Source organism: Bacteriovorax sp. DB6_IX, from assembly GCF_000447775.1.
Taxonomy (GTDB): Bacteria; Bdellovibrionota; Bacteriovoracia; order Bacteriovoracales; family Bacteriovoracaceae; genus Halobacteriovorax_A.
This window is the reverse complement of sequence record NZ_AUNJ01000065.1, coordinates 1-13,252: the sequence shown is the minus strand read 5'-3', so window position 1 is coordinate 13,252 and position 13,252 is coordinate 1. Positions and strand designations below refer to the sequence as shown.

Below are 13,252 nucleotides of genomic sequence, written 5' to 3'. Positions count from 1 at the left end.
CACAAAACTATCAGGATGAGTTCTTCTAATAATACGTGACTTGATTGGATCATTGAGTTTGTCTTTCTTGTTAAAGATAACAAGTCTTTCTTTATCATCAACACCTAGTTCTTTAAGAACATTATCTGTAACTTCTAAATGTTTCTCAAAATTCTCATCACTGATATCACAAACTATTATGAGGAGATCAGCTTCCATCGCTGATTCAAGAGTTGTTTTAAAACCATCAATAAGTGTGTTGGGAAGGTTAGATAAGAAACCAACGGTATCGATAAGAATCATCGGAGGTTTTGTATCTGGATTTAGCATACGAAATGTTGAGTCAAGAGTTGCAAAGAGCTTATCTTCTTCAAGTACATCAACACGACATAGTCTATTCATAAGAGAGGATTTTCCGGCGTTCGTATATCCTACGAGAGCTGCTGTAATGGCCTTCTTACTTCTCTTCTTTCTCTGTTCAATACGAGACTTCTCAACTTCTTTAAGTTCCTTTTTAAAGAAAGCAATTCTATCTCTAATAATACGTCTATCAAGCTCGATCTGTTGTTCACCTTCTCCACCACGGACACCAATACCACCTTTTTGTCGACCAAGGTGAGACCAGAAACCGGCAAGACGAGGGAGAATATACTGAAGGCGTGAGATTTCAATTTGGATTTTTGCCTCTTTAGTTCTCGCGTGCTCAGAAAAGATTTCAAGAATAATATGGCATCTGTCGACAACAGAGAGCCCTGAGATTTTCTTAATATTTCTAATTTGACTTGATGTTAGCTCGCAGTCAAAAACCAAAATGGTAGAGCCTTCGGCCTTGGCCTTATTTGCAATCTCTTCAATCTTTCCTGAGCCAAGAATTGTACCAGGATCAATTGTTTTCCTATTTTGGATATACTCTTCACCTGTTTCGATGCCAAGAGTTCTCATAAGCTCGCGTAACTCATCCAAAGATCTCATTGTATCTTTCTCTGTAGAGTGTTCTGCAAACTTAGGACAAATTAGAGAAACGAGTGAGGCCTTCGATTCTCTTGAAATATAAAATTCATTATCAAGCATAGTTAATCTTTACCAATCTATTGTCTATAAGTCGTGTTTTACCAACTTTGAATGCGCCAGCAATAACGACTTCAGATGTGTTTTCATTTACCTCTTCAAGTAGGTTCGCATCGAGAATTTCTAAATATTTCCAACGAGAATCTACAAGAGTGGTTTCTATTATTTTATTTAATTCAACTCCCGAATTTAGCCAAGAGTTCTCACTAAGTATTTTTGTCATCAGATCGAGAGTTCTTGGAAGAGTCAGAGCTTGGGCCCGTTCATCTTCACTGAGATACTGGTTGCGACTTGATCTGGCCAAACCATCATTATCTCTTGATATTGGAAGCATTTCGAGATCAATTTCAAGGTCTAAATCTTTAATCATTCTGCGTATCACTTGAACTTGTTGAAAGTCTTTTTGGCCAAAGTAAGCACGATTTGCTCGTGAAATTTTGAAAAGGCGATAGACAACAGTCGTGACTCCATCAAAGTGCCCAGGACGATCGGCCCCGCAGAGTTTCTCCGTCATACTTCCCACAGAGATTGCTGTTTGAAATCCTTTCGGGTAGATCTCATCGTTTGACTTAGGCGAGTAGACAATAAGTTGCTTATTTTCAAATTCAGCTAAGGCTTCTTTTAAAAGCTCACAATCGGCCTCAAGAGTTCTTGGATATGAATCAAAATCTTCATTCGGTCCAAATTGTTTTGGATTCACAAAGATCGTCACAATAGTCACAGGATTTTGAGCGAGAGAAGCTTTGACTAGGGAGATATGACCTGCATGGAGGTTTCCCATTGTTGGAACAAGTCCAATTTCAAGAGCATTGTCTTGATGCCATTGCATAAGATCTGTGAGCGTCGTTATCTGCTTAAACATTAATTTAACCTATTGAATATTTCTGCTGGAAGCTTGGACTTTAGCATAACGGTATCAAGAGTTATAGCGCCATCGCTGAAGAACTTGTAGTGAGCCTGATCAGTATTAAAGCCTTGTTGTTCCTTATCGTGACAAAGTCCACTATGAACTTGAGTTCCAACTAAGAGGTCAACTGGCTTACGGGTCCATTTCTCATTTAGGATATCGTGACTTAAGTCTGTTTCGGCAGCAAAGCCAACGACTTGTTGATCTTTTTTTAGACCAAGCACATATTTTAAAATATCTGGTGCTTGCTTATACTCGAGACTCTGTGACATTTGAGTCTTCTTCATCTTGCCAAGATGTGCCTCGAATTCTAGATCACTAATGGCCGCAGAAGAAATATAAATATCACTTTGAGAAAAGGCCTTCTCAACAGCAGTTTTCATATCAGTCGTTGTTGTTACCCTTGTCAAAGTAAAACCAGGCAATTCAAGGAGATCATCAAGTTGTGAAGTCGCATGCTTTCCTGCAATGACGTGGGTTTGATATCCTCGCTTCAATGACTCCACTGCAAGCTCATATCCTGTTTTTCCGGAAGAAGAGTTAGTTACAAATCTCACTGGATCAATAGGTGCTATGGTTGCCCCTGTTGTAATAAGGACACGCTTAGATTCATTTGTTATTTTTGGGTTGATGGCCTCGATGCAATTTATAACCTTATCTATACTTGGCGCCTTTCCCTCTCCCTGATCACCACAGGCGAGCTTTCCAGCGGCCGGGGGATGAATGAATAAGTTGCCCGCTTTATGAATTCTCTGTAGGAGGTCCATATTCTCCTGTGTTAGAGGGTGACGGTACATATAAGTATTCATTGCAGGAAATATCGAAGTTGTAGTTTCATCTCTCTTGGCCAAAAAGACTGACGTTAAGAGATCATCGGCCTTACCAAAGGCAAGGTTGGCCAAAGTGTTGGCCGAGGTAGGATAGATCAAAAGATGATCACACCATTTGGCCAGGTCTATATGGAGGACATTTCTATTTTCGAAGTCGTCTAGAGAAAGAAAGTAGTCAATTCCTAGGTATCCAAAAACCTCAGGCTTTAGAAACTCTAGAGCACCCTTAGTTAAAATTACCTTAACTTCGTGACCTTTTTTACTGAGCCCACGGGCCAGATCGATTGACTTATAGGCGGCTATTGAGCCGCAAACCCCTAAAATTATTTTCATAGATACGCAATATGTCAAAAAGGAGTGATTTTGTAAAGAATTGCAGGGGCAAAATAAGTTTTTTACTTCCTAAACAAATTAAAGATTTCAATAACTTATGCCGATTCAGCGATAATATGTTTTAGTGTTATGATCTATATCATGTAGCTATACGCGTCAGTTGCCGAAGAGGTGATTGAAGGAGCTATTTAAAAATGCAAAACCCGCATCTTAAGATAATTGGTTCTTGGGAACTGGATCTCAGTTCTGGGGAACTGTACTGGTCTGATGAGACTAAGCTAATTCATGGTGTTGAATTATCTTATACTCCTACCCTTGATTCGGCGCTTGAGTTTTATCGAGAGGACTATCGCGATAAGGTTAAGCTAATTGTTGATCACCTCATTGAGTTAGGTGATAACTATGATAATGACTGCTGTCTTGTAAGAAAGGATGGAGAGCAGATCTGGGTTCGAATTACCGGGCTTATTATCCAAAAAGATCATCATGGCAACCCTACAAAAATTGGTGGGACAGTTCAAGATATCACTCATTACTATTCCAAAGTTACTAAGCTTGAAAAGTATTGGGGGATTCTCAATGATAGTAATATGCTCTCTGTCTCCAATAAAATGGGAGTTATCAAATTTGTTAACGAAAGCTTCTGTAAATTAACAGGCTATGAACGTGGCGAAGTTATTGGAAAGACTCATAGAATTTTTAATTCTGGTTATCACTCAAAAGAATTCTTTAAAGAGTTATGGGATACCATAAATCGTGGTGAGAAGTGGGAAGGAGAGATTCTTAATAAGAATAAGGATGGCCGCCTCCAATGGATTGAGACAATTATTTTTCCTGTACTCGATCATAAAGGTGAGTTGAGTGAGTTTATTAGTATTCGCTACGATATTACTGAGAAGAAAGAAAATCAAAAAAAGGACCGTTGATGCAGAGAGGTTAAAAGTTGTTGGAGAAGTTGGGACTCAAATTCTTCATGAACTTATGACTCCGTTATCTCTTATTCACTACCATAATGAGCACTTGATTAAGAACCTTGAAGAGAAGGGAAATCAAGAGGGATTGGCCTATGCTCAAAAAGTAAAGGAATCTGCACGTCGAGTAATTGAAATCTTTGATGATATGAGATCATTGATTAAAGATCGAGATGATTATGAGTATGTTGAGTTGGCCAAGATTATTAAGAAGAGCTACTTCTATACACATATTCAAATGCAAAAGAACGAAATTGATTTTGTCTTTGATACACAAAATAGTGATCAATTGGTTTGGGGAAGTTCGGGACAGTTGGGACAAGTCTTTACCAATCTGTTGAATAACTCCATTCAAGCTATCAAAGATTTAGAAGATAAGTGGATCAAAGTTTCGATTAAAAATACAGATGGCTATCTCGTCGTTCAAGTCATGGACTCGGGAGATGGTATTCCTCGTGATATGCAGGAAAAAATCTTCGAAAGTTTATTTACCACAAAAGGTGATAGTGGGGGAACTGGACTTGGACTCGCAATCTCTCGAAGATTAATTGAGAGAATGGGAGGACAAATTGATATTGATGAGGCTTGTCCAAATACATGCTTTACATTAAAGTTCCCGATAAAAGAAGAAAGTAAGAAAGCAAGTTAGATATAGTAAAGGTTAGAAAATGCATTTTGAGAAATTTACAATTGTTAGTCAACGCGATGTTCAAGCTCTAGAAGACACACATGAAATTATTCTTTTGAACTTAGATCATATCGTTTCAGTAAAACCAATTAAGATTGTCGTTGATACGGAAGTCTTACAGGGATATTGGATTAGAATGACCAATGGGAAGAAGTATCGAGCTATTGAAGTTCCAAATGCTATTGCTCAGCTCTGTGTTGAGAACTAATTTCTTTTAGAATATAGTGGAGGGCCTTGGCCAAAAGGTCCTCGTCGTAAATGGCCTTGGGAAGATTTAGTTCTAAGGCGTCTCCACCTGTTAAATAAACCTGATCAACATTAAAACTCAAAATATGATTTGTAATAGATTCAAGATAGTGTCTGGTTGCTAGGGCTATCGCCTGTTGGGTATTTTTTGCAATACCTTTTTTTCTTTCAATATTATTTTCAATCAAGGGTAAGTTCTTACCGTGAATATTATAGGATTTAAGAAATGTTCTTAGACCAGGATAAATAAAACCGCCAAGATGAATTCCGGACTTAACAATATCTATGGTAATAAAGCTTCCGGCATCAACTGCAATAAAATTCTCTTCTTGCTTTAAGTTTTGGATCCCGTAAACCAGGGCGAGACGATCATTGCCAAGACTCTGACCGTATTCTGTTGAGAAATGAAGCTTCCCTTTAATATCATTAAAGCTTATAAGTGATTTATTTTTAAACTGTAGTTCTTGGTTAACTGAACAGAATAGAGCAAGAGAGTTCTCTGGAAGATTTAGTTCTTCTAGAGATTTAATTTTAAACTTCTCTGTGATTTTTCCCTCTGGAGAAAAGACTGAGACTTTTAAATTCGTGTTCCCTGAATCAATGGTGTAGAGAGTTTCCATCTTGCTGATGTATTTCTTTATTTGTCGAAAGATAGTCTTCAATGAGAGCTTTCTTTAGTTCAAAAAGGTTTGCGATTGGCTGACAGAATTTTGGCGGCTTATTGGCCCCCATCTGTAAGAGATCATTAATCACAAGAACTTGCCCATCTGTAAGAGGACCTGCTCCAATTCCAATCGTAGGAATATTAAGAAGGTTTGTAATTTCTGTTGCGACTTCTTCTTTTACACACTCTAGAACAACAGCAAAAGCACCTGCTGCTTCAAGTCTCTTTGCTTCATTAATAAGTCTATTTCGAGAAGACTCATCCTTTCCATGGGTATAGTACCCACCAAGTTCGTGGACTGATTGTGGAGTCAGTCCAATATGTCCCATAACAGGGATCCCACTTTGTGTGAGACGTCTGATAATCTCTAAATGATAATCTTCAGCACCTTCAAGTTTTAGTGATTCAGCTTTTGTTTTTTGAAAGAGCTCGATTCCATTCTTAACACCATCTTCAAAAGTTGAGTAAGTTCCAAATGGAAGATCCGCAACAATAAATTTATTTGGAGCACCACGTTTTACTGCAGCAGCAAAAGTGATCATATCGTTCAATGTGACTTCAACAGTTGTCTCATAACCTAGAACAACATTACCTAAACTATCTCCCACAAGAATCAGATCAAGTTCTGTTTCATTAAGAAGAGTTGCTGTTTGGTAATCGTAGCAAGTGAGCATTTGCAAAGACTTATTTGTCTTAGAAAGTTTGTGCGCTCTAAGCTTTCTTGTATCTAGCTTCTTCATTGCCTTTAGTTCCTAGGTCTAAGTTGCGTTCCAATTTTTTCGTATAGCTCTTGTAGGGGATGATTGTCCCACTCATTTATTACATCGGATTTAAGCCTTTGAAAATCAAAGACTTTTGAATCCTGAAAAAATTTACCAGACTCAATATCACTATAGAGATCATCATATATTTTCAATAGTTTAGCGTCGAAAATTTGCTGTCTCGCTTTTTCTCCACCCATGAGAGCGTTTGGTGAAATAAGGCCGAAAAACTCCTTCGGGCCAAACTTTAACATAGCATCTGCTATGAGTTTTACCTCATGCCAACACTCTACATAGGCCATTTCTGGAGAGATACCTTTTTCCACTAACTTATCAAAACTAGCTTTAGCCCCGTAGGGAATAAGTGAGCAAAGAATAGATTGCTCAGAGAAGAGATCACCATAGGTTTCATCTTTAAAAGAGACGGCAATTTCAACAGTAATTCCTAAATCCTTAATAAGTTGCTGATGGGCTTTTTTAGACTGCTCTGAGTGAGAGAATTCACTACTTATGGCAGCGGCCATTTGTCCTTTCGTCTCATAGTTAAAGCGAACTTCACTTGCGATGGCCTTAGGAGCTAGGAGTAAGTGATTCTGCTTAGGGTATTTTTCTGCTAGTTTCTCATATGTCACACTAAAGCCATGGGCGTAGTAGATATTTTGATCTTCTCTAAATTGGTTACTGACTTTTTCAAGTACAGAGGCGTGCTGATCATCGGGAGTAAGGAGAATAATATTTTGATACTCTGAAAGAGACTCTTCTTCTAAGACTAGTGTCTCAAATTTCTCCTTAGCAAGTGCTAATGAAGAGCTATCTTTTCTAAGTCCAATAGTCACATTTCTAGCGCTATCTTTTAAATTTAGGGCCCATGCTTTTGCCTGGGCTCCATAACCTATGATAAGTATATCTTGTGTAAACAAAATGACCCCTTTATGGATTGAAAAATATTGATATCATGGGGCGTTATATATGGCAATTGAGAGACGAGATGGAACTAACTTATATATCGAAAAGAGGACTGACTACAACAGAGGCCCTGCTTAATAAGGGAATCCTTTGGGGGGAAGCTCCATTTACAACGGCACTAGTTCATCACGGAAGAATAGTTTTCGAAAAATCCCATTTGGAGAGACTACGCAAGACGATTGATTATCTATATGGAGAAAGAAGAGAAGTCTTGGCCCATATGAGTGCGGCCATGAGGGAGATGGGTGATCAACTGTCTGAACATCCCTACGTTTACTTACGTGCGACTCTTTTTGAACTTGGCTCAGGAGAGTTGGAGTTTATTCTTTGGGCGGTTGTTCGAGATATGCCAACAGAGAGTTTAGCAATGACCCTCGTTCAAGATGCACCATGTATTCATACTCCGAATTATATTAAAAGGTCGGATTATTCTTTTAAGTTTAGAAATAGAAATAAATTGAGAAGACAAGGTATCGATGATGCGATTTATTTTGATTCACAGAATCGTGTCCTTGATTCTTCAACTGGTAATCTCTTCTTTGTGAAAGGGGATAAGATTATTTATAGTGAATATATCCCAGGCGTCTTAGAAGGTGTTTTAAGAGAGAACCTTATTGAGTGCATGAATCGTAAGGGACACGAACTTGAACAGCGAATTATTTTAAAGGATGAGCTGCCAAGTTTTGATGAAATTTGGGTTAGTAATGCCTTTGTTGGGCTACAACGAGTATCCAAATTAGATGAAATAGAATATAAACGTGAATACTTTGATATAATAGAAGAGCAACTTAATAAATATTGTGGTGATATATGGCCAAGAAAGAATTAAGCGTAAAGTGTCCAACTTGTTCTAATAAGTTCAATTACTACGGAAGTGATTTTAGACCGTTTTGTACTGAAAGATGTAAGATGATTGATCTTGGATTGTGGGTCACAGAGAGTTATACTGTAGCAAGTAATCAACCTTTATCTGAATCTGATATTGAAACAGTTATAAAAGAACAGGAAAACAAGGCATATGGAGAAGATCACTAAGAAAGAATTAGAAAGAATAGAAGCTGATCTTATCTCTCTATCTAAAAAAGCCTCAAGAAAAATTTTAACATATAAGAATAAAGTTCAAGAGCTGGTTATTCAATCTAAGCAAGCTCAAGGTATTGTCTCAGAAGCTGATCTTGCTTCTGAAGAAATCATTACAAAGTATTTAAATAAGCACTATCCTGATATTCCTGTTCTGGCTGAAGAAAGCTTTTTCAAAGAGTTTAAAGGAAAGAAAGATGGCTATGCGAAGTTTAAGAATATCGAAAAACTCTGGGTTATCGATCCACTAGATGGCACGAATAATTTTGTCCATGGACTCGATTACTTTGCAGTTTGTATCAGTCTTGTCATCAAAGGAAAGCCAGTTGTTGGTGTTGTTCATTGTCCGATGAGAAAGGAGACTTTCTCGGCATCTCTAGGAAATGGGATGAAGTACAATGGGAGAGTTATTTTTAATGATAAAGGTCGTAAAGATTTAAAGAGTGTTCTTCTTGCAACAGGGTTTGCAACAGAAAAGGGAAAACCTTTTAATAAGGAATTTAAAACCTTCAAAAATATGATGGCAGAAGTTAGGGCCATTAGAAGAATGGGAAGTGCAGCTCTTGATCTTTGTTTCACGGCCCTTGGAATTTATGATGGTTTCTGGGAAAGAGGGCTCGCTCCATGGGATATGGCCGCAGCTACAATTATTTGTGAGGAAGCTGGAGTTAAAGTAACCGAGTATAATGGTAGGAAACATAATCCTTTTTCTGAGACCATTTTAGCGGCTAGAAAACCCATTCATGGTAAGCTTAAGAAACTATTAGTTGATTAACTTAGTCTGACAAAAGCATTTTATCCAAAAAAAATTGAGAAAAATTTGTGCATGTCTATAATTTTATTAACTTTATGATAAAATATCAGGGATGTATCGTATAGAAATTCCAAGGATGGAGAAGTGAGAGAAACAGTAATAAGACTTACGCGTGAGATGATGCATATTAGTGATAATGTTTTTTATATATCACTAGCGGTCTTAATTTTTATTCTATGTTTAATTATTGTGTATTGGTTTTATACAAGAAAGAGGATGCGTGAACTACAGCATCAGATTCCTGCAACAGTTCTAAAAAACTATTTAGATTCAGTTATACAAAACTCAAATGCATTAAAGTCGTCGCTCTTTAGAGGGGGAGGCTTAGATGCATCTGATGGTATTCCTTCTGTTGTTCCAACAGGGAGTCTTCCAACTGGAAATGTAGGAGTCGGTGGTTCTGAAGATCTTGCACAAAAGAATGCAGAAATCTCTGCTCTTCAAGGGCAGCTTGGAACTAAAGATTCTCAAATTAGAGAACTTGAAAGACAACTTTCTGAAAGAGTTGTTCCTTCAGGTGACTCTTCTGAAGAAGTTCAAATCATGCAATCGGAGCTTGATAAACTTAGAGCAGAATTAGCTTCAAAACAAACTGAGCTAGAAGCTGCTCAATCTGCCAATGTTGGTGGAGATGGTGGTGCTGAAGTAGAGGCCCTTCAAAAAGAAAAAACTGAACTTCAAGATAGACTTAAAGAATATGAAATTATTGAAGAAGATCTTGCTAACTTAAGAAGACTTCAACAAGAAAATGATCAGTTAAAACAAACAATAGAACAACTTCAAGGTGGAGCACCTGCTCCAGCTGCAGAAGCCGCACCAGAGCCTGCTCCTGCACCAGAACCAGAAGCTGCTCCAGAGCCAGCACCTGAGCCAGAACCAGCACCAGCTGAGGAAGAAGATCTTGAAGCAGCGATGGCCGCTGCTATTGAAGAAGCACCAGCTACGGCCCCTCCGGCAGATGCTGTTCAACCTGAGCCTGCTGAAGAACCAGCAGCTGCAGCTGATGATGAAATGATGGTTCCTTCTAATGAAGGTGAGCAAAAGTCTGCTGAAGAACTCTTAAGTGAATTTGAGAAAATGCTAGGATAAAAAAATGAAAAAAATCTCTCTTGCCGCATTATTTCTGCTTTTAACTGTATCAACTCCTGCAAAGATTGATTCAAAGTCCATGAAAAACACTGTGACTTTAAAACTAGAGAAGCAGTTCTCTAGAAATCTTGCGAATAAAGAGATGAAGAAACTCAAGTCACACGTACTTAAGATGAAGGGAAAGTCAGTACCTGCACTTATTAACGTGATGAAGAATGAGAAGTTTCCTGATAAGAATAGATGGATGGCAACTTTTCTACTCGGACAAATTATGGGGAAGAAGTCTGCTCCATTTATCTCAGAGTTCTCTAAACATCCTAATTGGGTCATGAGAATGGCCTCTCTAAAAACGTTAACGGCCCTAAAGCAAGATTCTTATAAGTCTGTGTATAAGAGACTTTTAAAAGATGATTCAATGATCGTGAGATACCAAGCTCTAGAGTCAGTTAAGAAATTAGACTTAAGAGACCTTTCTGGTAATATTTGGGCCATGCTCTACGATAAGAGAAATTATCATATTTCTAAAGACGCTAAATCTAAGAAGAGAACTCATATTGTGAAGAATATTATTAAAACAGTAGGGGATCTCGAATTCAATAAGGCCAAGAAGCCACTTCTTTCTATGATTCAAAAGAAGAAGTATAAAGATATTCATGTCGAAATCGACTATGCTCTTTCTAAGATTACAAAGAAAAAGTCTCCTGAGGGACTTCCTAGTAAAAAGAGATTCTGGAAAAAATTCGCACTAGCAAATACAGTGATCAAGTAAGCTTAGAAGCTTGCTTGTTCTTCTTTTGCTTTCTTTTCTTCGATTGATTTGATCATAAGTTCTCTTTTGAGGATACGATCAATTCTATAGAGGATTGTCTTTTCACGGATACCATCAGTTCTTACGACTTTCCAACCTTGAAGAAAGTCTTTTTCAACCATCTGTCTTTTAAATACAGAGACCTTACTTACTTCACGTGTTCCGCGGAAACCTTTGATAACATTGATAACAATTTTAAATCTTGCGGCCTTAACCATATCTTGAGAACCAAATGCCTCGTTGAAGTTAAGTTGATTGGTATTATCGATCCAACGGGTCTTTATAACACCAGCTTCTTGATTTTTAAGCGCGATATCATACTTCTGCATAATCTCAAGAACAGCTTGCCATGTTTGGTTATAGCTTGTTTTATAGACTTTAGAAGGAATCTCAGCTTCTTCGGCTAATTGTTGAAATTGCTCATAAGAAGAGCATCCTGAAAAAAGGATAGTAAATAACGCTAATAGAGATAAAAATGTCTTTTTCTTCATAGTCAACTTTTGTAATTTTTAATAAAATAATTTTATCATATATTTCCACGAATCCCCAAGGGGAAGAGGTTGACCATGAGTTTTTTAAATCAAATGAAAGAAGTTCTTGAAATGGAGGCAAATGCCATCACAAGAGTTGTTCAGTTTCTGGATGAGGAAAACTGTGAACGTCTAATGGGACTCTATGAAAGACTGACCAAAACTGGTGGACAATTAATTTTCTGTGGAGTGGGAAAGTCTGGACTCGTGGGTGAGAAACTCTCTTCAACATTTGCCTCTCTTGGGCTGAGATCAATTTTTCTTCACCCAACTGAAGCTCTTCATGGTGATCTTGGAAGGGCGAGTGAAAGAGATGGGATGGTTTTTCTCTCAAAATCTGGAAGTACAGCTGAAATTGTGAAGCTTATTCCATTTCTACCAATGAAATCAGAAAACCTCGTGGCATTAGTAGGTGATACGACAAAGGATATCGCTAATCACTGTAGTATTGTTTTTGACTGCTCTGTTGAAAAAGAGGCCTGTATAAATAATCTTGCCCCAACGACAAGTTCAACTGTAGCGCTTGCCATGGGTGATGCAATGGCCGTGGCCTATGAGTCTTATGTCGGATTATCAAAAGAAGGTTATGCTAAGTACCATCCAGGTGGAATGCTTGGTAAGTCACTTCTTATGAAAGTTAGAGACTTGATGTGGACAGCAGATAAATGTCCAACACTGACTAAGGATCAGACTTTAAAGGATGTGGTCTTTGAGATGACGAAACATCCTGTCGGAGCTTGTGCCATTACAGATGATAAAGGTTCGCTACTTGGTATAGTCGTTGAGGGTGATATTAGAAGATCTATTGCAAAAAGTGATCAGGCCCTTTCTGAGTCTGTGGCAAATATTATGACTTCTTCTCCCATTTCAATTGAGGCCGATAAACTTGCCCTTGATGCATTAAATCTTATGGAGAATAAAGACCGTCAAATATATGTACTTCCTGTTTTAGAGGGGAAGAAGTTTGTAGGTTTTATTCGTATGCATGATCTTCTGAAGGAAGGATTCTCAAAATAATCATCTTCAAAAGAACGATTAAGAGAATATATCCAAGAAAGACAAGAATCCCAAATCTTTGATAAAGAGTCTTCTGCGTTTGTTGTGTTGTAAGCTCGATATCTAATATTTCCTGTTTGTAATTTCCAATTCTCGCTTGCTCTAGTCCATTTGGAAGAACTATTGATGTGATTCCTGTATTTGTCATACGAACGAGAGGGAGATTAAACTCTAGGGCCCTCCACTTTGATAGAAAGAGGTGTTGTTCTTGTTCAGAGTATCTTCCATACCAAGAATCATTAGTGAGGTTGATAATATAGCGAGGTCGTTCTTCTAAACTATTAAGATAATCCATTACATAACGAGGAAAGAGGACTTCATAACAAATTAAACTCATGAAACTTTGATTATCATATTTAAAGTGAGTGTAATTCTCTCCTTTAGCGAAGAAAGAGATATTCTTGATGACTTTCGCAAAGTAGCGATTTAGTGGTCCAAAAGGTAGCCCTTCTCCAAAGGGAA

17 protein-coding genes are annotated in these 13,252 nt (G+C 37.8%); 9 read left to right on the top strand and 8 right to left on the bottom strand.

Annotation, left to right across the window (positions count from 1 at the left end; genetic code table 11):
• The 3 genes from hflX to coaBC all read right to left on the bottom strand — a co-directional run.
• On the bottom strand, positions 1-1,050 hold a 1,050-nt coding region (hflX, locus tag M901_RS02210), incomplete at its 3' end, for a GTPase HflX (RefSeq protein ID WP_021276523.1).
• Positions 1,043-1,909 carry a pantoate--beta-alanine ligase gene (gene panC, locus M901_RS02205; RefSeq protein ID WP_021276520.1) on the bottom strand — a complete coding sequence of 289 codons (867 nt, stop codon included), beginning with the start codon at positions 1,907-1,909 and terminating at the stop codon, positions 1,043-1,045. The genes panC and hflX, both read right to left, overlap by 8 nt.
• On the bottom strand, positions 1,909-3,117 hold the full coding sequence (coaBC, locus tag M901_RS02200) for a bifunctional phosphopantothenoylcysteine decarboxylase/phosphopantothenate--cysteine ligase CoaBC (RefSeq protein ID WP_021276515.1): 1,209 nt from the start codon (positions 3,115-3,117) through the stop codon (positions 1,909-1,911). Before coaBC ends, panC begins: the two co-directional genes overlap by 1 nt.
• Positions 3,118-3,311: 194 nt before the next feature.
• Between coaBC and M901_RS02195 the strand changes: the two genes are divergently transcribed.
• From M901_RS02195 to M901_RS02185, 3 genes are read left to right on the top strand one after another with little or no spacing between them, the layout of a single operon-like run.
• A complete protein-coding gene (locus M901_RS02195) occupies positions 3,312-4,043 on the top strand; it encodes a PAS domain-containing protein (RefSeq protein ID WP_021276521.1) in 732 nt (243 codons plus the stop codon).
• Positions 3,979-4,737 carry a sensor histidine kinase gene (locus tag M901_RS02190; protein ID WP_034719671.1) on the top strand — a complete coding sequence of 253 codons (759 nt, stop codon included), beginning with the start codon at positions 3,979-3,981 and terminating at the stop codon, positions 4,735-4,737. Before M901_RS02195 ends, M901_RS02190 begins: the two co-directional genes overlap by 65 nt.
• A gap of 19 nt (positions 4,738-4,756) precedes the next feature.
• Entirely contained in the window at positions 4,757-4,984 is a 228-nt protein-coding gene (locus M901_RS02185) for a hypothetical protein (protein WP_021276525.1), read from the top strand.
• On the opposite strand, the gene M901_RS16110 is transcribed toward M901_RS02185, so the two are convergent.
• Genes M901_RS16110 through M901_RS02170 form a run of 3 tightly spaced genes read right to left on the bottom strand, consistent with a single transcriptional unit; the run spans position 4,956 to position 7,367 of the window.
• Positions 4,956-5,642, bottom strand: a complete 687-nt coding sequence (locus tag M901_RS16110; RefSeq protein WP_021276528.1) for a type III pantothenate kinase — start codon at positions 5,640-5,642, stop codon at positions 4,956-4,958. The two genes, M901_RS02185 and M901_RS16110, sit on opposite strands and share 29 nt — an antisense overlap.
• Complete coding sequence (gene panB / locus M901_RS02175) at positions 5,620-6,426, bottom strand: 3-methyl-2-oxobutanoate hydroxymethyltransferase (RefSeq protein ID WP_021276527.1); 807 nt, start codon at positions 6,424-6,426, stop codon at positions 5,620-5,622. Before panB ends, M901_RS16110 begins: the two co-directional genes overlap by 23 nt.
• 5 nt (positions 6,427-6,431) lie before the next feature.
• Positions 6,432-7,367, bottom strand: a complete 936-nt coding sequence (locus tag M901_RS02170; RefSeq protein WP_021276513.1) for an acetohydroxy acid isomeroreductase catalytic domain protein — start codon at positions 7,365-7,367, stop codon at positions 6,432-6,434.
• Positions 7,368-7,435: 68 nt separating this feature from the next.
• Between M901_RS02170 and M901_RS02165 the strand changes: the two genes are divergently transcribed.
• The 5 genes from M901_RS02165 to M901_RS02145 all read left to right on the top strand — a co-directional run bounded on the left by M901_RS02165 (position 7,436) and on the right by M901_RS02145 (position 11,165).
• On the top strand, positions 7,436-8,242 hold the full coding sequence (locus M901_RS02165; RefSeq protein ID WP_021276516.1) for an aminotransferase class IV: 807 nt from the start codon (positions 7,436-7,438) through the stop codon (positions 8,240-8,242).
• Complete coding sequence (locus tag M901_RS02160) at positions 8,224-8,448, top strand: DNA gyrase inhibitor YacG (protein ID WP_034719667.1); 225 nt, start codon at positions 8,224-8,226, stop codon at positions 8,446-8,448. The genes M901_RS02165 and M901_RS02160 overlap by 19 nt, the downstream gene beginning before the upstream one ends.
• Positions 8,432-9,268, top strand: coding sequence for an inositol monophosphatase family protein (locus M901_RS02155; RefSeq protein ID WP_021276526.1), 837 nt, complete (start codon positions 8,432-8,434; stop codon positions 9,266-9,268). The genes M901_RS02160 and M901_RS02155 overlap by 17 nt, the downstream gene beginning before the upstream one ends.
• Positions 9,269-9,523: 255 nt before the next feature.
• Positions 9,524-10,396 carry a hypothetical protein gene (locus M901_RS17700; RefSeq protein WP_021276524.1) on the top strand — a complete coding sequence of 291 codons (873 nt, stop codon included), beginning with the start codon at positions 9,524-9,526 and terminating at the stop codon, positions 10,394-10,396.
• A 4-nt stretch (positions 10,397-10,400) separates the two neighbouring features.
• Positions 10,401-11,165: a HEAT repeat domain-containing protein gene (locus tag M901_RS02145; RefSeq protein ID WP_021276518.1), complete on the top strand. Its 765-nt coding sequence runs from the start codon at positions 10,401-10,403 to the stop codon at positions 11,163-11,165.
• 2 nt (positions 11,166-11,167) lie between these two features.
• On the opposite strand, the gene M901_RS02140 is transcribed toward M901_RS02145, so the two are convergent.
• Positions 11,168-11,695, bottom strand: coding sequence for an outer membrane protein assembly factor BamC (locus M901_RS02140; protein WP_021276514.1), 528 nt, complete (start codon positions 11,693-11,695; stop codon positions 11,168-11,170).
• A gap of 75 nt (positions 11,696-11,770) precedes the next feature.
• Between M901_RS02140 and M901_RS02135 the strand changes: the two genes are divergently transcribed.
• Complete coding sequence (locus M901_RS02135) at positions 11,771-12,751, top strand: SIS domain-containing protein (protein ID WP_021276529.1); 981 nt, start codon at positions 11,771-11,773, stop codon at positions 12,749-12,751.
• On the opposite strand, the gene M901_RS02130 is transcribed toward M901_RS02135, so the two are convergent.
• Positions 12,708-13,252: nitrilase-related carbon-nitrogen hydrolase (locus M901_RS02130; RefSeq protein ID WP_021276519.1), on the bottom strand; the 545-nt coding region annotated here is incomplete at its 5' end. The genes M901_RS02135 and M901_RS02130 overlap by 44 nt on opposite strands.